Here is a 22874-nt window from a genome sequence, read left to right as displayed (position 1 = left end):
TGCTAATCTTAGCTTATAAAAAGAAAAGTAAACGCCAACTACATTGGCATTTACTTTGTAAATGATTAATACGGTTTGTTACCTTTAAGCGTCAATTGCCCTTGTTCCAAAATGCTGTTCGGTACAACTGAAGTCTTGGAGCCTTTAATATTCAGCACAAAGCTTGGGGCAAAAGTGGAATGATGATCCCCAAAGTAACCTCTATTCGTCATGTAACTTGTGATGACTACATTATTACCTTTCACTTGCGGAATCGCAAAGTGAGCATAAGTCCAGGTAATATCATAAGGATTAAGATCTTGATGGAGGACAAGTCCTGTACCATTTAATGGTTTATACGGTCCGGTTAAAGAATTAGATACGTACCCGAGCATATAGATGTCTTCATCATCAATGCCATCAATGAACATTTTAGAACCTCTTGAGCTTGTGAACAGATACCACTTGCCATTCAATTTAAATATGTTCGCACGTTCAATTTCATCTGTCACGGTGTTGGAGGCAAGTAGCGGCTTCATTTCTTTTTTGAATGTATAATCATTATTTAATTCAATGATACCGAGCGCACCATTCGCGGTTTCCGCAGATGTTTTGTCAGCACTGCTTAGTAATTTCTTTTTCTCCGCTTGGAAGAAGGCATTGCTATTACCATAATAAGCTTTGTTAAAGAGAGCTTCTTCACCCTGGTAACCCGTAGTTGTCCCTGTATTTGCTTCAAACACAAGATACTTGTGGCCTTTATCCTCCACATAGTGAGGATCTCTTAAGGTATGATTATCGTCGTAATCGCCTTTGCTAAAACCGGTGATATCAACACTTTGATAAATTTCACCTTGATTACCGTCATAGATGGATTTCATATCTTCTACGCCATCAATCTTAAGGGTATCCCCATCCGGGGCAGAGACATTAATTTGAGCTGTAGTTAAAGTTTGTTTCCCGTAAAATCCGCGATCTGGATCCCAAGGATGACGATTAGTGTAAAACAAGCGAACTTTGCCATCAGATGTCATGGTTGCTGAACCGGACCATTCTTCGGCTTGATTGTTTAAAACATAATCATCAGGAACAAGTTTGTCACTATCCTTAAACACTCTGCCGGCATTCTTCCAGCTGCTGATAGAGTTGTCTCCTTCTTTCTTATAGAACAAATAAATAAATGTGTCTGATCCATTATTAGGGTCGCCCGCCAGACCAAAAACAATTTGATACCCCTTATAACTGGCTACAGTTCCATCTGCATTTTGCAGCGGCCAAGTATCCCAAACATCCATTTCAATTTTGTTTCCATTCTCATCGAACTTAATGGCTGCAGGAATGTTCTCAATCGTTGAAGCATCAAATTTTGGGACTTGGAATTGTTTACTATTTTGTTGTTTGGGTAATTTCAACATGTCAGCGCGAGTGATATGAGAGAAACCATAGTCATTGTACTCCGGCTTGTTCGGCTTGTTATTTCCTTTCGCAAAGGTTTGAGTAGCTCCACCTAACATTAAAGCAGCTGTAAAGGTTAGGATTGTTGTTTGTTTAATCATTTTCTTGAAATTCATCATCTAACTCCTCTTATACTTTAAATTTGGGTTTCGATCTTCCTTTGTGCTGTTCCCCTTTTAAATTCTAATGAAGAGTAGACGTTATGAGTATGTCGTAAATTGATGCATTTACAGGGTTATATTGATTTGGTTTTATTACTTCACATGGGTATCCCACGATTTTTGAAGCTCTTGAAGCAATTGATCCCGATTAATTTGCTCTCCTACATAAGCTTGCATAAGATAGCCAAACTCCTCTCTTACTCTGGGAGGGAATTTGAACCAATTCCAAGATAAAGTTTTCTGTTCATCGACGTATCGCATAAGATCTTTTACAAGCGCTCCCGAACGGTCCGTCTCTATATTTTTAAAAGCTGAAATAAAATGAAAGCGATCCTTCATGAACTTTTTCCCTGTTTCCGAGGAAACCATCCAATTCAAAAACTTTTTGGCTTCCTTCTTCTTTTCTGGCGAAGATTCTTTATTAACAGCCCAATTATTAGATACCCCTACTGGCAACGCATTGTTTTCGGAACCATCATTAATAGGCATGGGTAAAAAACCGATATTCATATTCGGCGATATTTGATCAATTTTAGACTGAACCCAATTCCCTTGTTTAAGAATCGCCGTTCTCCCTGTTGCAAATAACTCAACTTCCGAATTATAATCTGTTGTCAAAAAATTTTCGTTACCATATTGTACGGTCAAATCCAGCATCCGAATGACATCTTTAACTTCCTTATTCTCTCGAAAAGATTGTGTTCCGTTGTTTAACCCTTGAATAAAAGCATCCGGGTCCTCCTGTTGTGCAATAGCAATATTCAACAGGAGGACAAAGAACCAATGATCGGAATACCCAACAGAAAAAGGAGTCACACCTATAGCCTTCAGCTTTTTCGCCGCCTCTTTTAATTCCGTAAACGTTGTTGGGAGAGGAGTAATCCCAGCCTTTGCGAATAAATCCTTATTATAAATAAAACCGTAGCCTTCAAAATTGATCGGCATCCCGTATATTTTCCCGTCCATCTTCATCGGTTCTAGCGCCTCGTCATAAGCCTGTTCCACCCAAGGTTGATCTGATAAATCCTCAAGATATCTACTCCATGCCTTCGCTTCTTCATAACCGCCATTTGGAAAAATATCCGGACCAACATTGGCCGCAAACCTCGCCTTTAGCTCATCAAGGTAGTTAGCTCCCCCGCCAAAGGTTAGAATTTCTACGTTAATATTCGGGTTTTCCTTTTCATATTCCTTAACCATCTGCTCGAATTCTATAGAGATTTCCACTTTAGGATTCAGTACCTCCAAAGTGACTGCCTTATCCGCTACCTTCAAATCCGCTTCCTTCAGTGGACGTGTATGCGCACCACATGAAGAAAGCGTTAGCGTAATCAACCCCACGATAATCATTTGAACCCTTTTTATTTTCATAATTCCCCCAGATGCATTCAACAATGAACTTATGTATTGGCTATCCTGACTTCCGCGTCTATTTCTCTTGCTCCCTGTGAATTACGATATTCAGCAGGCGTCATACCGACGTTTTTTTTGAACAGCTTAGAGAAATAAATCTCATCTTGATACCCTAGCTTTAAGGCAATCGAGTACATCTTTTCATCCGATTCTAGTAACCACTGTTTCGCTTGATTTATTCGTAAATGAATGACGTAGTTCGTAAGAGTCATCCCTACTTCTTGCTTAAATCTCCGCGAGATATGTTCTCGGCTCAGAAAAAAACGGGTGGATAATTTGTCCAAACTTAGCTCTTCCATATAATGCTCATCAACAAATGCGACAATATCATTCATACGCCTAACATCATCTAAATCCGCCAAACGATGGATTGCTCTAAAATTTTGTTCAGCCATAGACCTTTGTGCAGATTGAAAAGATAACGATATCTCTGCGAGCGATTGGATGGAGGGGCCACTAACCAAACGAACAGGTATATCAAAATGCTGGGTAATCCATTCCTCTATCGGGAAAAACTGTCCATGAAGGGACAGAATCACACAGACATTAGGATCATTTTGAAGTGTAAATGCATTTCCCCACTCCCGTGTAGCCAGTTCTTCGGTCAAAAGCTGAATGTATGGCTCCGAATAATGAGATTGGTAAAAATACATCATGGTGAAGTCGTATACGTCTGCCTGTGGGAGAGCCGAGGCAATTTCGCCTGCATCAAAAGCTTCACCGTTACAAGCAGCAGTAATCTCCCTGTTTAAGCGAAACATTTTTACCTCTTCATAAAATCCGGACTCCATATTGCGACGTTCTCCCTCTTCTTTTTCCCAGGCTCTCAACGCCCCTTCTAAAGTTTCATTCAGCATTTTCTCTTCAATTGGCTTCATCAAATAATCAAAGCATCCCAGCTTAAACGCTTTACGCATAAAACAATAATCGTCAAACCCTGAAATCATAATCACTTTTCCCGGGTAGTCTTTAGCAGCCAACCACTCGATTAACTCCATCCCGCTATTTTTGGGCATTTTGACATCTGTCATTATGATCTCTGGAGATTTCTGCTCAATTAACGCCTTAGCCTCGAGACCATTTCTGGCTTCCAGCACTTCGGTAATCCCGTATTGTTCCCACCGTCCCAAAAAACGGATGATTTTTCTAACATTAGACTCATCATCTACAATAAGAGCTTTCATAAACGTTACTTCTCCTTTAGGTAGAGTGGAATTACTAGCCGTACAGTGAACCCTTGTCCCTGCATCGAATCTAGTTTGATTCCCGCTGTCTGATCGAAATGAAGAACCAAGCGATCATGAATGTTTTTTAACCCGATATGTGCAAAAGAAGGATTGCCTTCGTTAACCGATGTGTAGAGATTATTTTTTAATGCCTCAAGTTCATCATCCGTCACGCTGTTTCCGTTATTTTCTACGACTAGATTCAAATATTCACCTTGTATTTCACCATAAATATGGATGTAAGCTTGTTCATAGCCCTCGTCATAACAGTGCTTAAAAAAGTTCTCAACGAGCGGCTGCAAGATCATACTAGGAACCGGAATATCAAGAATATCTTTAGGTACATCAATGGAATAGCTAAAATCAGTCTGAAAACGTTCCGCTTGAAGATTCAAATAAGCCTGGACATAATCCACTTCGCTTTGAACCGTCGCCTTCTGATCCACACGAATCGAGTACCGCATCATTTTGGATAAAGAGGTAATCAGTTGATATACTTTTGGAGATTCAGAGAGTAGGGCAACAGCAGCAATGGATTGTAAAGAATTAAATAAAAAGTGCGGATTGATCTGCGACTTTAGCGCCCTATGCTGATTTTTCCTGTTCTCTATCTCAAGCTTATACTCCCGGTCAATATGACGGTTGATCCGATTCATCATCTCCTTGATATGTCTTTCTAGAATACCGATTTCGTCCTCCCGCATATCATCGAATGGGGCATTCATATTCCTCCCCTCGATACGCTGGACTTTTTGACTAAGCAGTTTTATCGGCCGTGTAAATCCATAAGAAATGATTGTTATCATTATCAAGCCCAGTCCACCTACAACCACACCTACGATGATGTTTGTATAGGCAGTTTTCCTTACATCTTCAAATAAAAAAGAGCTCGGGGTTACCTTAGCAAAATGCCACTCTTTTATCGGTTCCTGCAATGTTCTAGTAAACACAATATCTCCTTCTGGAGAATTAGCAGCTGCCTGTGCTGGACTTATTTTCCTTTGCAGTTCATCGGGAACGGTTTTGCCTATCCATGTTTCATCACTTGCGTAAATGACATGATTCTCCGCATCGGAAAGCCATACGCTCTCTTTATTTTTCTGTAGAAAATGATTAGCGATATGAGCAATCTTGTCCAAATCAATATCTATAGTGATGACGCCCAGAAATTCCTGTGTTAGGACATCCACAATTTTGTGATGAACCGTCAAGACCATCGTTTTATCCGAAGGAGGCATAATGGAGGTATCGTTATAGTTCTCAATCGGATGCGGAGCTTCAATAAGATCATTGCTATTAGAGCTCATCAGCTTCTGAATGGAAGCTTGCTGTAATAAATCCGGATTCCTTTTACGGGAACTTAACATGGCATTATAAACTGTAAATGAGCTTTTCCCTTCATTTATGAATAAACGGATCTGACGAATTTCACTCCTCATGAGATAGAAGTTAGTCATACCCTTATTAATTTCAAGCTGCTTGTAATAAAAATCTTCTTCTAACCCTTCTTCAAACACCCTGAATAAGTCTGGATTTCGGTATAAAATATATGGAAGATTAATGATTTCATCAAAATATTGCTCTAGATCGGCTGACGCCTGCTGAATTTGCTCTTGGCTGTTCTCAAGTTCATGTCGTTCCACATTCTCTTTCGTCTGCCGATAGATCAACAACACGGATAAAAAATACGGTAGAATTATAAACACAAGCAGCAAGAATAATAAGCGCTTATGAATGCTTTTCAAATAAATACTCCTCTGTAAAAATTTCGGTTTTCAGCAAAACATCTAATATCAGGTTTTATATTTTCACAAATATCCAACACAAAATCAAAATACTTGTTGCTGAGCAACAAGTATTTTTGCCGGATCAATATATGACAAACGCCAATCGTTTATTACCCAAATTATATCCATATGAAACAACCGTAAAGAAATTTCCGCAAATTAATCAGCTATTTGAAGATTGAAATAATTCCCTGCACAATGGGCTTCCAAAGATGTGGATATTCTTGCTGAATTAACTTTCTTACCTCCTCCCCCTTGATATCGTTGAAATTATTATCTTGAGTAATAAAGGTATAAGCACCTTTTACGGTATCCCCTATAGCTATATGCCCGCTTGCATATCCACCCATTGCAATATGGGAAGCGATAGAGAGACCACCCAAGGAGAACATACCTACAGCTAAACCTCCAACAGCAAATATCCCCAATGCTATTCCACCAACGGCCATTGTACCCGCCGCAATGCCCCCAACGGCTAACAAAAGCCCTAGAGCCAGACCTGCAAAACTGATGAGTCCTAAAGCAAGCGCACCTAAACATAATCCGCCCAAAGCAACAATACCAATGGATACCGCACCAATCGCAACATTACCTATGGCAATAACCCCTTTGGCAACGTATAGCCCCCGCCCGATATGGATATGAACCAGAGGAATTCCAAAGCATGTTCTCTTACTTTTGTACTCATAATGAAACAAGGAATTCAGATCTACATATACGGGGCTTGCGACATGCTCTGCTTTGGTATCGCTTGAAGCATCCTTCACCAGATGATCCAAACTTACGTGAAATAATTCACTTAAACTAATCATCTTATCCATTTCGGGATAGGATTGACCTGATTCCCACTTAGACACGGCTTGCCGCGAAACACCAATCACCTCCGCTAAGTTCTCCTGGGACATTCCTCTCTGTTTCCTATAGCTTTGCAATTTATTTGCAAAGTCCATTCGCCATCACCTCATGCTCATCATATTATAACGTTCTGTAATTGACTACCTATCTACCCTTACATACTGTCAACCACTGGTTGCACAGCTGATTTTGCGGGCTTTTATCCTCATTAAACGTTCTTGATTTCCTATTCTCCCTGTTTCCGGGCAAGATGATAGCGTATAATATACGATATAGAATATTCATCAGAGGAGACTATAAAACCATGAAATTGAGTATGAATTGGATTACGCTTCGGGTCCGCGATCTGGAGGCTTCCCTTCATTTTTATAACCGGATACTGGGGCTACCCATTGAGCGTAGATTTGAGAGCAGTGGAAAACAGATCGTCATGTTAGGTCTGGAGGGGCAACCCAAGATCGAGCTTATTCAGGGAAGTGACCCGGCTTTGAAGCCGGAATGTGGCGTTTCTGTGGGTTTCGAAGTGGAGTCACTTGATGAAGCGATGGAGAGTTTAAAAAGCCAAGGTATCCCAGTAGCGCGCGGACCAATCGCACCCAATCCCCACCTGCGGTTCTTTTATATCCTGGACCCGGACGGGTTTGAGGTGCAGTTAGCAGAGCATAACTAACGTTTATCAAGCGTTATTACCTCAAAAAGAAATAGACCGCCCTAACCAAAGGTAGCGGTCTATTCTGCCGTAAGCCTAACCCCCACTCTTAAAGCAAGGATTTATTCAACAGCTTTAGTTGATCTTTTTTCAGTGAAAAAGTAAACCAAAGCCAATAGCGGCAGGATCACTCCGATGAGTGAGGCGAAGGTCCATCCCCCATAGGCATAAGCCCAACCACCCAAAGATGATCCAACGGCTCCACCCACGAAGAAAATCGCCATAAAGATCCCATTAAGACGTCCCCTCGCTTCACTTCCCAATGAATAAATCACACGCTGTCCGAGTACAAGATTTCCGGATACGGCCATATCCAATGTAATCGCGGAAATAAAGAGCAGGATGAGAGCAAAAGTTGAGTGGCTATGGAAAAGATGAATTAGTAAAAAAGACAAGGTGGCAATGATCATGGCCAGCCCGGTTAACCATTTGCTCCAACCTTTATCTGCCAGTCTTCCAGCAATCGGCGCGGCTACAGCCCCACCAACACCTACTAAAGCAAACCATGCGATACCTTGCTGCGACATTCCAAAATCATCCGCCAACCGCAACGGAACCACCGTCCAAAAGAGACTAAAAGCTCCAAATAAACAAGCTTGATATAAGGCACGTCGGCGCAATATAGGCGTTTGTTTTAAAAGGGTGCCTAAAGAGACAATTAATTTACTATAGCTTACCGAAGGTGCAGGTTTACGTTCAGGAAGAAATCGCGACAGCAGAATGGCTAACAACGTGATGACGACCGCTGAAAAAATAAAAACGGCTTGCCATCCCCAGATGCTGGTGATAAAGCTTGCCACGGGCCGGGCAAACATAATACCAAGTAAGAGTCCACTCATAACATTACCAACCACACGCCCACGCTGCTCTTCAGACGCTAAATAGGTGGCATAAGGCACCAGGATTTGAGCTACCACAGAACCGGTTCCTATAAACAAAGATGCTGTCAGGAACAAAGGCGCATTAGCTGCGAAAGCTGCAACCAGCAATGCACCCACTGCAACCATTAACGTGATTATCGTGAGACGCCGATTCTCAACAATGTCACTCAGCGGCACGATAAATAACAAACCTACAACATAACCGATTTGAGTTAAAGTGACGATCAAGCCTGCGGCTGTAGAAGAAAGTCCTGTCGAGACACTGATAGGTCCGACAAGGGTTTGAGCATAATAAAGATTGGCCACGATAAGCCCGCATGCCGCTGCTAACATAAACATCATCCAACTTGATATGTGGTTCTCTTTCGCCGCTTGTTCTTTTTGCATGTGAATCCTCCTCAGATGATCATAATAATTTAAATACTATACGTTCAGTTCACTAATTCATGTTTAAATAATATACTGAACGTATCGTTTTGTAAATAGGCGATGGTCATTTATTTTTCCGGATTTTTTTAGTATACTGAACGTATAGTTTATATTTTGATTGGAGACAGATTAACGAAAGGGTGATTTCAGATGGAGAGTAAACGAGGACGTCCGCGTAATGTTGAGACGGAGAAGTCTATTCTTTCCGCTTCCTATGATTTGTTATTGGAAAATGGTTTTGGAGCAGTTACGGTGGAAAAAATAGCGGATCGTGCCAAGGTCAGCAAAGCTACGATATATAAATGGTGGCCTAACAAGGCTGCCGTGGTGATGGATGGATTCCTATCCTCGGCTGCGGACAGACTGCCCGTACCTGACACAGGTTCAGTATTCGATGATATTCTCATGCATGCAACGAACTTATCCCGGTTCCTGATTAGTCGAGAGGGTAAAATCATTACGGAGATCATTGGCGAAGGACAGATGGATTCAGGCTTGGCGGAAGCTTATCGGACCCGATATTTCCAGCCTCGCCGGCTTGAGGCACGGCTGCTTATGGAACGAGGTGTTCAGCGGGGGGAATTGAAGGATAATCTCGATATTGAAGTTGTTACCGATCTTATTTACGGGCCGATATTCTACCGCTTGCTGGTGACCGGCCAACCCATAGACGATGCTTATGTGCAGCAGTTGGTGAGATACGCTTTTGAAGGAATACGGTAACTAACGGTAACTGTAAAATAGACCGCCCTCTCTCACAAGGGATCGGTCTATTTCTGATCGTAGTACTAAAAAATGTCGGACTGGCGGAAGGTTGAGATACAACGGACCGAGGTGCTCTTATTTTCTCATTATGGGGCATTTTCCCAAGCTATCGGACTCCTACGCACTTATCTAGTCTTTTCAAAGCAAAATACTGCTACTGGAGAGGAAATAAGTGCGCTACGGTCCGATCACTCGACTAATTTCACTAAATAAAGAAAATAAGAGCTATACAGTCCGCAGGATCATGAATGGGTGATTCGAACGGACATGAGGTTAGTTTCACTAATTAAATCAGTTTCCAAAGAAACCTTTCTGCTGCAAAATGTCTCGCGTATCGTTCCATAATTTATTTTCCATTACCTTATCTCCTCCCGGTTGTACGGGTACAATGGGATTGCCTGTCCCAACGTTAAAATATCCCCCACTGCTCTCTTGATACTTAGGATCGGTCATTAAACGAATAATGATCTCCGCTCCTTTACGAGGATCGCCAATACGAAAGAAATTCAATAAGTGCTTAAGCATCGAAGAAAACCAAAGTTCACGCCCGAGACCTGTAACGTTAAAACCCGGATTCAATGCACGAACACTGATTCCCGTTCCCGCCCAGCGGCGTGCAAGCTCACTGGTAAACATAATATTTAACAGTTTGGTTTTCCCATAAATCTCAGAAGATCCTCTGGAAGTAAAAGAAGCTGTATTGAGCAAATCTTCTGGCAACTTTAGCACTCCATGACGGCGTGAAGATTCTGAAGCAACATTTATGATTTTTGCACTTCCTGCTGCTCTCAAAGAACGTTCTAAGGTTTGCGTCAATAACCATATTAGTGCTCTCATTAGCGCTTCGCATGCCCTAAATGTCAGAACTGCTGCCGCTTTCGATTCATCTATACAGCCTGCTGCTTTCCATATAGTCCGTTGGCTGTACTCCTATGGACCAACAAGCGCCTCTGTGTTGGCAGAATCAACGGCTATGGATCGTAGTTCAGTCAGCCGTCTCATCAAGCAACTCGAGAATTTGGGTTATGTTAGAAGAGAAGACTCTCCTAATGATCGTCGAGCGATCCTTCTTACTCTCACTGATCTTGGACGACAAAAAACCTTTGACGCGTTACAGGATAAGGAGTTCATATTTTATGAGCGCATAGCCCAATGGGATAATCAACAGCTTGAAACCTTTATCCAAATGCTTCAGGAGTTTAATGGATTTAATGATAATTAATAAATGGGAACAAAAAAAGAAACAGCATCTTCCTGTTTCTTTAGATATGGATTGTCTGTAATTGGAGTCAGCAATTGTCACTGATGTTCATGTTCGGCATGTTCATTATTGCACTGCTCAACTACCTCAAAAAGAAATAGACCGCCCTCTCGCAAAGGAATGCGGTCTATTTCCTGACTAAACTTCCGAAGCCGCCGCCCTTAAAAGCGGCTATTGCACCGGGAGTCGTGTTTCCGCACTACTCTCTTTGCATTGTACGTTTTATCTACCCAAACTATACCACGATCAAAACCAAATAAAAAGTCACTCTTCCCCAAACAACAAAAAAACGGCATTTCTGCCGTTTCTTTAGGATGGACTCTCAGGGGCTCGAACCCTGGACAAATAGATTAAGAGTCTACTGCTCTACCAACTGAGCTAAGAGTCCATATGATGTTTGGTGGAGCCAAGGGGGATCGAACCCCTGACCTCATCGCTGCCAGCGATGCGCTCTCCCAGCTGAGCTATGGCCCCAAACTGAAATTTCAGATGTATGAAATCACACATTTTTTAATTTTAGTTTGGTCGTAATTGAGTTGTTCCGATAAACTCAAGCGTCGTAGGCGACTTCTATATAATATAAAAAATCGCCCTCTATGTCAACACTTTTTTTAAAAATCATTTTTCCACTCAAATTCCCCGCTCAAAACTCAGAGGAAACAAACCAGTACAAGCACTCCTAACAGACCCTAAGATTTGCTGTACGCCCTAACTGGACAAAACCCTATAATCCCTCTAATTCTCCCGTACTCTTGGATAGCAGCCCCTTGAGTTCCTTCATGAACATATTAATATCCTTGAACTGGCGATATACGGACGCAAAACGAACGTAAGCCACTTCATCTACTGGGTAGAGCTGCTCCATCACGAATTCACCAATCTGTTGGCTTTCCACTTCCGCAACGGCGATGCCGCGCAGAGATTTCTCAACCTCGGACACGATCTTTTCTAGACGTTCCACAGAAACCGGCCGTTTCTCACAAGCACGGATGAGACCACGGAGTATTTTATCACGACTGAATTCCTCACGGCTGCCGTCTTTTTTAATTACAATGAGTGGCGTTTCTTCAATCATTTCAAAAGTAGTGAAACGTTTGCTGCAACGCTCACATTCACGCCTACGACGGATTGACTTATTTTCATTCGCTGGTCGCGAGTCCAGCACTTTAGTATTTGTGTGATCACAGTAAGGGCATTTCATAAGCTTCATCACTTCCTATTACATAATGGTATGGGTCCCGGCACGTTATAAATCCGGCTTTTGAACGGCTTTTTTATTATTTCCAGAAATCACCGTTTTTTTCTTGTAATGATAATGGCAAGTCCGGCACATAATACAGTTACCAACAGAGGAGGTGAACAGCAATGAGCCAAAGCAACAACTCCAATAACCTTGTAGCTCCAAATTCCCGCGGTGCCTTGGAACAACTTAAATACGAAGTTGCCCAAGAACTAGGAATCACGCTTTCCCCAGATGGTTACCAAGGCAATAAAACTTCTTATGAAAATGGTTCGATCGGTGGTTACATCACTAAACGTCTTGTAACCCTGGCAGAACAACAACTGGCAGGTCAATACAAATAACCTGACCAACATAAGCTTTTTGAAGAAGTATTAAACGACCTACAGGTCGTTTAATACTTCTTTTTATACATAACACGGTAGAAATTAAAATTCTTTGTAAATGTCCGTGTACTGATCATAGTAATAATTAACGCGCTGTACATAATGCCTGGTTTCACCAATGGGAATATCTTTAATGGTTGCATCTGTCCCATCCCAGACCCCTTCGTCCAACCAGCGTTGAACTTTTCCGGGCCCAGCATTATAGGCTGCGATAATTGCTGTACGTTTACCTTCGAACTGACGGGATAAAGTTGAAAGATACCATGTACCCAGTTCAATATTAGCCGAAGGCTCATGCTTGAGTTCTTCCATAGATACGTTTGGAAGCTTGGCCTTTTCCAGCGCCCACTTCGCGGTATCCGGCATAAGCTGCATCAGCCCTAGTGCGCCTTTTTTGGATTCTCGTCCAGTTTTAAAGTTCGTTTCTACACGAATAATCGCGGTTACAAGAAACGGGTCTATCTCATAAGTGATGCTGTGCTTGCGAATCTCATCTTTAAAATGGATGGGATAAAACCACGACATCCAGTTAGTACTCAGAAACAATATTGCCGTAAAACCCACAAATAGCAGAAGCAGTACTCTTTTTTTACGTAGCCATTTCATGATAAACCCAGCCTGTCCCAAAAAACAGCAACCTGTTGCTCAGTGTACGCAAGATCGCCACTGTTGTCGATGATGTAGTCCGCTTTATTACGTTTCTGTTCAATATCCATCTGTGCATTCAATCGCGCTTCTGCTTCTTCTAAAGAGAGCCTATTACGTTCCATTAATCGAGCAATTTGCATTTCACGGGGAACGTACACTACTACAATCTCATGGAACAGGGTCTCAAGCCCTGATTCAAAAAGAAGCGGAATATCCACAATAATAAGCCGCTTCGGCTCTTCCTGCTCCATGCTGTACATACGGTCTTTGATTTCCTGCCGGATAGCAGGATGCGTCAAATTGTTCAAGGTTTGCAGGGCCACAGGATCTTGAAAGACGATTTCACCTAATTTGGCCCTATTCAGTGTTCCATCCGGAAAAAGGATCTCTTTTCCGAATTGCTTAGCAGCAGCAGCCAACACTTCATGCCCGGGAAGCATAACTTCTCTGGCGATCACATCGGCATCAACCAGCCTCGCTCCCTTGTTCACAAGCAGTGCAGACACTGTGCTTTTTCCGGATGCGATTCCTCCGGTTAAGCCTATAATCATGTACTCACCTCATAATAGCTTCAGTATTCCCATTGCAATTAATAATAACGCTGGTAATGCGGCAGCATGCTTCATCCAGTAGTTCCCGGCAAATCTAAGTCCAGTCTTCATACCCAGCAATAGAAATGTACCACTAAACAAAGCTATTGTAAGTGATGTCCATATCGGATTGAAGCCAAGCAGCGCTGCGCCAAGTCCAGCCCCAAAAGCATCCAGAGAGAGCGCAATCCCCAGTATCATCGCTTCCATCGAAGAGATGCTTCCTGAGGCATCCATATCCGCAGAAGACGGGGTACGCAAGATCTGTACTACAATTCCCAAACGGCGAAGCTCAAGTGAAAAAACAGCTGATTTCAACGGTTCATCATTCATAACAGGTTCTGTACCCGCTTCAGAATCAGCAGCTACCTCTGCCCAAGCCTGCTCGGAAAATGAGCCCTTATCTACCGTTTCAGCTTTACGTCCGCCATCTGCATCTTTCTCTTTTTGCATCAGCATCTGAACAAGCGACCAGCATCCCATTAGCACAAGTATAACCGCACCAACTATAGAAGCTGCATTCGGAGACACTACCTTGGCAAGCAAAACCCCAACCTGCATCGATACACAGATAACTACCCCCGAACAGAGCGAGATAATCAGAACGGAGAGCAGTGGTATTTTCATTTTACGCAGCCCATATGTAATTCCTACACCAAAACCATCCAAACTCAAGGCAAACGCTAGCAATAGCAGTGAAAATAATGGGCTGAGCACCCGCAATCCCTCCTGTGAAGAACCGGAAAACTGAAATTTTATCGTTTCAGCTTCCGTTCTCTATTAAGCATTCTTCACACAGTATATGGGCGGGACAAGTAGTGGGTGCCAACCTTATTATTTCAACAAATTCAGTGAACAGTCGGACGCTGGCAATTTGGACAATAATGCGTGCCACGACCGCCTACAACCGTCTTCTCAATCATCGTTCCGCAGTTACTACACGGCTGATCCTTACGACCGTAAATCAATAGCTGCTGCTGATACGTACCGCTCTCACCTTGGCCATTAACATATGACTTAACAGATGAACCTCCGGCGTTAACCGCTTCGGCCAGCGTGCTTACAATAGCATGATGCAGCTTGTCCAATTGATTGTCCGTGAGCGCTTTGGCGCTGTCTTCAGGATGGATACCCGCACGGTGCAACGACTCATCTACATAAATATTGCCGATGCCGACGATATATTCCTGATTAAGCAGCAGCGATTTAATTTTGGTGCTTTTACCGGACACGATCTGCTTAAACCTCTCCGGTGTAAAAGAAGGCTCCAGCGGCTCCTGCCCCAGCTTATTTAAAGGCGGCAGCTGAAGATCTTCTCCCATCTGAAAAAGATGCATTGTCCCAAATTGGCGAACATCCGTGTAACGCAGCTCAGTTCCATCCGTAAAATGAAAAATCACATGTGTATGCTTGTCCAGTGGGTCATCATTTGAAAAAAGTCCGTAACGGCCTTCCATCCGTAAATGTGACACAAGCACCAGACCATCCAGCACAATACGCAAAAACTTTCCTCTTCGTTCAACTTTTACAATGCTATGACCTGCCAGCAGGTGGGCAAAAGCCTGAATATCATCCGGACGCTGAATAATCCGCGCCAACCGGACGGTTACATTCTCTATCTGCTTTCCATTAACTAACTCATTAAGTGTTCTCTTGACTGTCTCTACTTCCGGTAATTCCGGCATGATGTCTTCACCTCAACTACATTATAGCTGATATGCACACCTTAAAGGGAGTCTATTTCGCCTCGTACCAGTTACTTCCAAAGCTGACCTCTGCCTTAAGCGGCACAGATAACTTTAGGGCTCCACCCATTACTTCCGGCAAAAGCGTCTTCATAAGCTCCATTTCATCCTCTGGCACCTCGAATACAAGCTCATCGTGTACTTGAAGCAGCATACGGCTCTTAAACCCACGATCAAATAACGCCTTGTCCATATGCACCATCGCCAGCTTGATTATATCCGCTGCTGTTCCCTGTATAGGTGTATTCATTGCTGTCCGCTCCGCAAAAGAGCGCAGATTAAAGTTCTTCGCATTAATCTCCGGCAGATAACGGCGACGTTCGAGCAATGTGGTCACATAACCATACTTCCGTGCCTCCACTACAATATCGTCCATATAGCGGCGTACACCCTGATAAACCTCAAAATACTGTTCAATAAATTGCGCGGCTTCCTTACGCGGAATATTCAGATTCTGCGAGAGACCGTAATCACTGATCCCGTAGACGATCCCAAAGTTAACGGCTTTTGCGGCACGGCGCATATTACTGTCCACCTGTTCTGCGGTCACACCGAACACATCCATCGCTGTCTTCGTGTGAATATCAATATCATGCAGAAAGGCTTCCTTCATCCGCTCATCGCCGGAAATATGTGCCAGCACACGCAGTTCGATCTGCGAATAGTCGGCTGCCAGGATGGACCAGCCCGGTTCGGACGGAACGAATACCTTGCGGATTTTGCGTCCTTCCTCTAGACGAATCGGGATATTTTGCAAGTTCGGGAATTGGCTGCTAAGCCGTCCTGTAGCGGCAATTGTCTGCCGATAGAATGTATGCACCTTCCCTGTGTTCGGGGAAATTTCTTTAAGCAGCCCCTCTACGTAGGTAGATTGCAGCTTTGCAATTGTGCGATATTGCAGAATCAAACGCACCACATCGTGGTATGGCGCCAGTTTCTCAAGCACTTCGGCATCCGTGGAATAACCCGTCTTCGTCTTCTTGACGACAGGCAGACCTAGCTTTACAAACAAGATTTCACCCAGCTGCTTTGGTGAGTTCAAATTAAACTCAGTGCCACAAATCTCGTATATTTCACTGACCAATTTAGAAATTTGCGCCTCGAATTCTTTTCCAAGCTCTTTAAGATCACCAGCATTGACTGCAATCCCCTGTTTCTCCATATCCGCCAAAATCCGTGACAAAGGCATTTCCAGATCCTCGAATAGCCCTGTCATTGCGGTCTCCACCAGCTCCTGCTGTTGCTTCTGTGCGATTCCAAGAACCGTTGCACTCTTTCGTGCAACGTGATTTCCTAAAACTTCAAGCTCAGGGATTTTGTATTTGGCACCTTTACCAAATACCTCTTCATCAGGAGAGAGCCGCGGCAAGCCGTATTTAGCAGTGAGATCATTTAGATTCTGATTAGCCTCCGTAGGATCAAGCAAATAAGCCGCCAGCTGCACATCATGGGCAGCACCTGCAAAAGCAATTCCCTGCCAGTGTAGAGCCAAATCAGCGCGGTGAAGATCATATCCACTTTTCGGAGCCTTTTCATCTCCTAGCCAATCACGCAGCTTCGCAGCGGCCGGTTTATGCAGTAATTCAAACGGCACATAGTAATGCCGCTCCAGAGAGGACAATCCTATTCCGATTACCTCGGCACGATGCGGATTATCTCCATTCGATTCCACATGCAGCGCCGAAATACCAGCCAGGGCTTCACTAAGCTCCTTAAGTTCTTCTTCACTTACGATCGTAATATCAAGTGCCGCAGCTTCTACTTCAGCTGCACTCTCCTCACCCTCGGTAACAGGAGCATAAGCACTAAGCGACAAACGGTCCAACAATGATTTAAATTCCAGCTTAGCAAGCGCTGGTCCGGCTGTATCCGCTGAAATTCCATTGAAGACCATGTCTTCCCACGAATGCTCAAGCGGTACTTCACGATAGATGGTCGCTAATTTTTTACTCATCACCGCATCTTCCGCATGGGTTTCCAGTTTCTCTTTCATTTTACCCTTTAGCTCACCGGTTCCAGCTAAGACACCTTCCACTGATCCAAATTGATGCAGCAGCTTCAAAGCTGTCTTCTCACCTACGCCGGGTACTCCCGGGATGTTATCACTTGCATCGCCCATCAGCCCTTTAAGATCAATGATCTGCTCAGGGGTTAGGTCATATTTCTCCCGGATTTGTTCCGGCCCATAAAGCTCAACTTCGGTGACCCCTTTGCGGATTAAGGCAACGGTCGTATGTTCAGAGGCCAGCTGCAACATATCCTTGTCTCCCGACACGATCATAACCTGCCGTCCCGCTTCATCCGCCTGGCGTGAAATGGTGCCAATAATATCATCAGCCTCATAATTGCCAATTTCAAACTGCGGTACACCTAAATTAGTCAGCAATTCCTTCAACAAAGGGAACTGCTCGGAGAGTTCCGGCGGTGTTTTTTGCCGGCCGCCCTTATAATCTTGATAACCTTCATGCCGAAAAGTAACTTTCCCTGCATCGAAAGCGACAATCATATGTGTCGGTTTATGTTCTTCGATTAAACGAAGCAGCATCGTTGTAAATCCGTACACCGCATTTGTCTGTTGCCCTGCTGTATTCGTCAGCGGGGGCATCGCAAAAAAAGCACGGTAAATAATATTGTTTCCATCTATAAGTATCAACTTGTCCATAGTGCACCTCGCCTTTTTCATGCTTACTCCTTACATCTTACCATATGCCCTGTACAAGTAGAAACGGCTTTACCAACCTAAACAGTGGGATAAGCTGATATGTTAAGGATATACAACAAGTAGCCGCCCTTTTAAAAGGGCGGCTACTTAGTTTAACTAAAGATATAACAAAAGCTGTGTAAGTGCAAATTACTGATTCAAGTCCGGACGGCTGCCTGTGACCAGATAAACAACACTCTCACCTATGTTAGTCGCATGATCGGCAATCCGTTCAATATAACGGCCTACCAGCGTTAATAACATAGCTTGGGATACAGAATCCGGTTTTGCCACCATATAACTATATAGCTCATTGATCATCGAACCATATAATTGATCGACCTGATCATCATCTTGTGCCATTCTATAAGCCAGATCCGTGTTCTCATCCAGATAAGACTGGATAGCCTCATCAATCATGGTCGTCACAATTTCCGCCATACGTGGAATGTCTACAAGCGGCTTGATCAGCTGCTGTCCATGGATGCGCATAGTTGCTTTCGCAACATCAATAGCCAAGTCACCCATACGTTCCAAATCGCTAGATATTTTGAAAGCAACGATAATGCGGCGCAAATCTTTTGCTACAGGCTGCTGTGTAATAATTAGCCGTGAGCCAATTTCCATGATTTTATCTTCCATGGCATTCAGCTGCAAATCTGCTTTAATGATTTCCTGAGCGCGCACAGTATCAAGATTCTGTAAAGCAACAATTGCTCCACCAAGAGCATCTATTACATGTTCACCCATCTGCTGCAGCAGACTGCGCAGCTCTTCCAAATCTTTATCAAATTCTTTTCTGCGAATCATAGTAAGAGCGATCCTCCTCATTAATGTATGGTCAGCTTGCCATTTTCAAGGACGAGCGCCCTTGTAGCCCGTATCAGCCGAAACGTCCAGAAATATAATCTTCGGTGCGGGAATCCTTAGGAGTCGAGAACAACACCTCTGTATCCGCCGCCTCTACAATTACACCATTCAAGAAAAACACGGTTCGACCAGATACACGTGCCGCCTGATGCATGTTATGAGTAACCATAACGATTGTATACTTACTTCTTAATTCCTGTACAAGCTCCTCTATCTTGAGCGTAGACACAGGATCAAGTGCAGACGTTGCCTCATCCATGAGCAGAATATCCGGCTGTACTGCCAAAGCTCGGGCGATACACAGCCGTTGCTGCTGTCCGCCGGACAAGCTAAGGGCAGATTTTTTCAGAAAATCTTTAACTTCCTCCCACAGCGCGGAATGACGCAGACTTTGCTCTACAATCTCATCCAGTTCGCTCTTTGAACGAATACCGTGCAGGCGAGGACCATAAGCAACATTGTCGTAAATCGACTTTGGAAAAGGATTTGGCTGTTGGAATACCATGCCCACCTGCTTACGCAGGCTTTCTACCTCTACCTCGTCACTATAAATATTTTTGCCGCCGATGTTTACAGTTCCTTCAATACGTGTACCAGGAATCATATCATTCATACGATTCAGCGTGCGCAACAGAGTGGATTTTCCGCAACCGGAAGGTCCAATAAAAGCAGTAACCTGTTTCTCCGGAATTTGCAGATTCACATTCTTCAGTGCGTGAAATGACTCATAGTAGAGATCAAGTTTCTCTATGTCAATGATGGATTTCATTAGTATTTACGTCTCCTTCTCATCATCTTCGTTCTCCATAATAAGCTTTTAATGTAAATACAGTTGGAGAGAAATGTTAACGCAATGTAAAATTGGTGAAGATGAATTAGTCCACGTGATAGTATTCCCTACAATTCGGCGTGTAATCTCACCTGAATCTTGTTTATGAACGGGATAAAGAAGAAAACTCCAGTCATGCTAAATGACCGGAGCTCTCTTTTTGTTAACAACTAATTTATAACCTACACCTCGAATGGAATCGATATGGACGGATTCTGGATCTAGCTCAAGCTTTTTACGAAGTGAACTTACGTGCACATCAACGGTGCGCTGTCCACCAATATAATCAAAGCCCCATACAGCGTTCATAAGATCATCTCTTGTCAGCACTACCCCTGGTTTACGAGCCAAATATAACAATACCTCGAACTCTTTCGGTCGCAGGTTAATGCTATGTCCACCTAAGGAAACTTCATACCGCTCAGGATAGATTTCTAGTTGTCCCAGAATGATCGTAGAAGCAGATATAGGTGTCTCTTGTGGAGCCTCCTCAGCAAGACCGGAAATCCGTCGTAAAACAGCGCTCACTCTTGCAAGCAATTCGGATACTCCAAAAGGTTTGGTTATATAATCATCAGCACCAGATTTCAGCCCTCTAACCACATCTTCTTCAGCATTTTTAGCAGTCAATACGATAATAGGTGTGCGGATACCTTGTCCACGCAATTTATCAAGGATGTCAATGCCATTCATTCCTGGCAGCATCAGATCCAATACGATCAAGTCAAAAGGTTCCCTCGTCGCACGATCATATCCTGCCGTTCCATGATCCTCTACCGTCACCTCGTAACCTTCCTGCGTTAAGTTATAGGACAGCAGCCGGGCTAGTGTCGGTTCGTCTTCAATGACAAGCAATCGTTGAGCCATAGGTTCCCCCGTCTTCCATATAGTTTGATTTTTACAAAACAGCAACAAAACCATCATATCACCGTAATGTTAACTTAGTGTAAAATTGAAAAAGTGAATTTACAAAAATCTAATCGGTCTTTTCTTCCTGCAGTAAAGGCAATTCAATCACAAAGGAACTTCCGATTCCCAAATCACTTTCAACTGAAATCACTCCATGGTGCATATCTACCAAATGCTTTACAATAGACAGCCCCAATCCGGTTCCACCGGAGCTTCTGGATCTTGCCTTATCCACCCGGTAAAAACGTTCAAAAATACGCGGAAGATCTTTTTTAGGAATCCCCATACCTGTATCGCTAACAGTAAATTGAACATTTTCGGAGCCGTCTGGTTTCAGTAGACTCTTAACGTAGACCTTTACGTTTCCGCCTTCATGTGTGTAATTAATCGCATTAGAGAACAGATTCATAAAGATTTGACGCAGCTTATCCTCATCCGCCTCAATGAATAGCTCCTCAGGAACCTCTACATTAAGACTAATGTTTTTCTTCTCAGCGACTTTACTGATGGTTCCCAGCACGGAATCAAAGAATTCAATGATATGAACCGGTGAGCAATCGAGCTGCACCCGTTTAGATTCGATTTTAGATAATTCCAGAATATCTCCAATCAAGCGATTTAAACGCTCGTTCTCATCATAAATAATTTGCAGGAAGGATCTCGCCGTCTTCTCATCTTTAACTCCGCCACCCAGTAAGGTCTCGGCAAACCCTTTGACCGCTGCAACCGGAGTCTTGAGTTCATGCGATACATTAGCTACAAATTCACTACGCATCCGCTCCAAACGGCGAATTTCCGTAACCTCTTGCAATAGGAAAAGCATACCTCTGTACGTACCATCCTGGATCATCGGAACCGCGTCCATCCGTACAATTCGCTCTCTTGGGTTATAAATACTTCGTTCTTCATGAATCGGCTCCCGGCTTAACACCCCTTCTTCAAGCAGACGGGTTAGCTCATAATGCCGTTTTAACTCTTTGTACGAATGACCCGCCATTTCACCGTTACTGACATCAAGCATTCGCTCTGAAGCTCGATTAAGCAGCGCAATCTCTTCTTCCGCATTGATCATTATGATGCCGCCCGTCATATTATCCAGCACGCTTTGCAGCAGATCCTCATTATCACGAATCGTCTTAAGCTGGTCTTGAAGACTGTCTGCCATTGCATTAATCGCTGTAGCCAGCTGTCCAACTTCATCTTTACGCTTCAAATGAACTCTGGCATCATAATCCAGATCGGTAATCCGCCGGGCGACTCTTGTGATTTGCTCCAGCGGGGAAGTCATGCTTGAAGCTACTTTATAGCTCACAATAGTTGCTGACAAGAACAAGATAATTAGACCTGCAGCCATGATCATCCAAGCATGCTTAAGACCTTGCGTTACAGCATCAAGTCCCATTGAGACCCGAATATAGCCGTCAAATCCCTGATCAGAAGTTACCTTTCCAGCCACATATAACATCTCATGCTTTAGAGTTTCGCTGTAACGGATTGCCCGTCCAGTTCCCTCTTTCGCAGCCCCTATCTCTTCTTCACGATTGGAGTGGTTGTCCATTTCCAAGGGGTTTTTCTCAGAATCGCCAATTACTTTACCCGACTTTGTAATAAACGTTATCCGAGAATCTAAAAGTTTAGAAATATGCTCCGCCTGTTCAGTGTAATACGGGATCGCATTTGAAGAATTCATATCTACAAATTCCAGTGTTCCTGAGAGCAAACTTATTTCCCGGGACATATTCTCTTCCAGAGCAGTTATATGGGAGCTCTTAAACAGATGAGCCATCGTAAATCCAGTACCAATCATGGAAATACCGATTAAGGCCATAAGTATAAACGTAAGACGAGCACGAAACGGTTTCATCTGAAATTTGCCTCTCCCTTTATCATTGTATCTTTTATCCTAACTTCATTTTCTTCAAAATACCAGTACGACTATGACCGTGACATAAGCCCCCCAGAGTAGATTATATAAAAATAACAGCCCGAGTTGATTAACTCTGGACTGTTACTTTGTATTACTTTTGTAAAAACA

General features: G+C 43.3%; 21 protein-coding genes, 2 tRNA genes and 1 pseudogene. 5 read left to right on the top strand and 19 right to left on the bottom strand.

The genetic code is table 11. The features are described 5' to 3' along the window. Positions 1-65 precede the first annotated feature (65 nt). The 5 genes from MHB37_RS09465 to MHB37_RS09445 all read right to left on the bottom strand — a co-directional run bounded on the left by MHB37_RS09465 (position 66) and on the right by MHB37_RS09445 (position 6971). On the bottom strand, positions 66-1550 hold the full coding sequence (locus MHB37_RS09465) for a glycoside hydrolase family 68 protein (RefSeq protein ID WP_405169590.1): 1485 nt from the start codon (positions 1548-1550) through the stop codon (positions 66-68). Between the two features lie 138 nt (positions 1551-1688). Then, entirely contained in the window at positions 1689-2966 is a 1278-nt protein-coding gene (locus MHB37_RS09460) for an ABC transporter substrate-binding protein (protein ID WP_340917602.1), read from the bottom strand. A gap of 29 nt (positions 2967-2995) precedes the next feature. Continuing rightward, positions 2996-4192, bottom strand: a complete 1197-nt coding sequence (locus MHB37_RS09455; RefSeq protein ID WP_340917599.1) for a helix-turn-helix domain-containing protein — start codon at positions 4190-4192, stop codon at positions 2996-2998. A gap of 5 nt (positions 4193-4197) precedes the next feature. Beyond that, positions 4198-5979 carry a sensor histidine kinase gene (locus MHB37_RS09450; protein ID WP_405169166.1) on the bottom strand — a complete coding sequence of 594 codons (1782 nt, stop codon included), beginning with the start codon at positions 5977-5979 and terminating at the stop codon, positions 4198-4200. A 209-nt stretch (positions 5980-6188) separates the two neighbouring features. Continuing rightward, on the bottom strand, positions 6189-6971 hold the full coding sequence (locus tag MHB37_RS09445; protein WP_036679206.1) for a helix-turn-helix domain-containing protein: 783 nt from the start codon (positions 6969-6971) through the stop codon (positions 6189-6191). Positions 6972-7180: 209 nt separating this feature from the next. Here MHB37_RS09445 and MHB37_RS09440 point away from each other — a divergent pair, with 209 nt between their 5' ends. Further along, positions 7181-7546: a VOC family protein gene (locus tag MHB37_RS09440; protein ID WP_051491055.1), complete on the top strand. Its 366-nt coding sequence runs from the start codon at positions 7181-7183 to the stop codon at positions 7544-7546. Positions 7547-7647: 101 nt separating this feature from the next. Here MHB37_RS09440 and MHB37_RS09435 read toward each other — a convergent pair whose 3' ends face one another. Then, complete coding sequence (locus tag MHB37_RS09435; protein WP_076184292.1) at positions 7648-8853, bottom strand: MFS transporter; 1206 nt, start codon at positions 8851-8853, stop codon at positions 7648-7650. Positions 8854-9045: 192 nt separating this feature from the next. Between MHB37_RS09435 and MHB37_RS09430 the strand changes: the two genes are divergently transcribed. Then, entirely contained in the window at positions 9046-9618 is a 573-nt protein-coding gene (locus MHB37_RS09430) for a TetR/AcrR family transcriptional regulator (RefSeq protein ID WP_076184291.1), read from the top strand. Between the two features lie 333 nt (positions 9619-9951). Here MHB37_RS09430 and MHB37_RS09425 read toward each other — a convergent pair. Further along, a pseudogene (locus tag MHB37_RS09425) lies at positions 9952-10482 on the bottom strand (short-chain dehydrogenase); the annotation flags it as partial. Here MHB37_RS09425 and MHB37_RS09420 point away from each other — a divergent pair. Further along, a complete protein-coding gene (locus tag MHB37_RS09420) occupies positions 10424-10882 on the top strand; it encodes a MarR family winged helix-turn-helix transcriptional regulator (protein ID WP_405169165.1) in 459 nt (152 codons plus the stop codon). The pseudogene MHB37_RS09425 and the gene MHB37_RS09420 sit on opposite strands and share 59 nt — an antisense overlap. A gap of 74 nt (positions 10883-10956) precedes the next feature. Further along, positions 10957-11022, top strand: coding sequence for a putative holin-like toxin (locus tag MHB37_RS09415; protein ID WP_367946865.1), 66 nt, complete (start codon positions 10957-10959; stop codon positions 11020-11022). A gap of 214 nt (positions 11023-11236) precedes the next feature. On the opposite strand, the gene MHB37_RS09410 is transcribed toward MHB37_RS09415, so the two are convergent. From MHB37_RS09410 to nrdR, 3 genes are all read right to left on the bottom strand, one after another. Further along, positions 11237-11309 (bottom strand) — tRNA-Lys (locus tag MHB37_RS09410). Positions 11310-11319: 10 nt separating this feature from the next. Further along, positions 11320-11395: transfer RNA gene (locus MHB37_RS09405), tRNA-Ala, on the bottom strand. Between the two features lie 250 nt (positions 11396-11645). Beyond that, positions 11646-12122, bottom strand: coding sequence for a transcriptional regulator NrdR (gene nrdR, locus MHB37_RS09400; protein ID WP_036678976.1), 477 nt, complete (start codon positions 12120-12122; stop codon positions 11646-11648). 164 nt (positions 12123-12286) lie between these two features. On the opposite strand from nrdR, the gene MHB37_RS09395 reads away from it, so the two are divergent. Then, positions 12287-12505 (top strand): alpha/beta-type small acid-soluble spore protein, encoded by a 219-nt coding sequence (locus MHB37_RS09395; protein WP_036678974.1) that lies wholly within the window; start codon positions 12287-12289, stop codon positions 12503-12505. Positions 12506-12589: 84 nt separating this feature from the next. Here the strand turns inward: MHB37_RS09395 and MHB37_RS09390 are convergent, their stop codons facing one another. The 9 genes from MHB37_RS09390 to pnpS form a co-directional block, all read right to left on the bottom strand. After that, positions 12590-13153 carry a lytic transglycosylase domain-containing protein gene (locus MHB37_RS09390; RefSeq protein WP_076124928.1) on the bottom strand — a complete coding sequence of 188 codons (564 nt, stop codon included), beginning with the start codon at positions 13151-13153 and terminating at the stop codon, positions 12590-12592. After that, the gene (gene coaE, locus MHB37_RS09385) at positions 13150-13746 is read right to left on the bottom strand and encodes a dephospho-CoA kinase (RefSeq protein WP_076220141.1); all 597 of its coding nucleotides are present in this window, start codon (positions 13744-13746) and stop codon (positions 13150-13152) included. The genes MHB37_RS09390 and coaE overlap by 4 nt, the downstream gene beginning before the upstream one ends. A gap of 9 nt (positions 13747-13755) precedes the next feature. Beyond that, positions 13756-14502 (bottom strand): manganese efflux pump, encoded by a 747-nt coding sequence (locus MHB37_RS09380; RefSeq protein WP_076124925.1) that lies wholly within the window; start codon positions 14500-14502, stop codon positions 13756-13758. Positions 14503-14633: 131 nt separating this feature from the next. Further along, entirely contained in the window at positions 14634-15470 is an 837-nt protein-coding gene (gene mutM, locus MHB37_RS09375; RefSeq protein ID WP_076124923.1) for a DNA-formamidopyrimidine glycosylase, read from the bottom strand. Between the two features lie 52 nt (positions 15471-15522). Next, entirely contained in the window at positions 15523-18192 is a 2670-nt protein-coding gene (gene polA, locus MHB37_RS09370) for a DNA polymerase I (RefSeq protein WP_405169164.1), read from the bottom strand. Between the two features lie 189 nt (positions 18193-18381). Beyond that, entirely contained in the window at positions 18382-19041 is a 660-nt protein-coding gene (gene phoU / locus MHB37_RS09365; protein WP_036678957.1) for a phosphate signaling complex protein PhoU, read from the bottom strand. 73 nt (positions 19042-19114) lie between these two features. Then, positions 19115-19870, bottom strand: a complete 756-nt coding sequence (gene pstB / locus MHB37_RS09360; RefSeq protein ID WP_036678954.1) for a phosphate ABC transporter ATP-binding protein PstB — start codon at positions 19868-19870, stop codon at positions 19115-19117. A gap of 198 nt (positions 19871-20068) precedes the next feature. Continuing rightward, on the bottom strand, positions 20069-20797 hold the full coding sequence (locus MHB37_RS09355; RefSeq protein ID WP_036678951.1) for a response regulator transcription factor: 729 nt from the start codon (positions 20795-20797) through the stop codon (positions 20069-20071). A gap of 109 nt (positions 20798-20906) precedes the next feature. Further along, a complete protein-coding gene (gene pnpS, locus MHB37_RS09350) occupies positions 20907-22703 on the bottom strand; it encodes a two-component system histidine kinase PnpS (protein WP_076124920.1) in 1797 nt (598 codons plus the stop codon). Positions 22704-22874: the final 171 nt, after the last annotated feature.

Source organism: Paenibacillus sp. FSL H3-0286 (genome assembly GCF_045040705.1).
GTDB classification, from domain to species: domain Bacteria; phylum Bacillota; class Bacilli; order Paenibacillales; family Paenibacillaceae; genus Paenibacillus_AQ; species Paenibacillus_AQ odorifer.
Note: the sequence above shows the minus strand (reverse complement) of the source record. Positions and strands in the feature narration are given on the sequence as shown.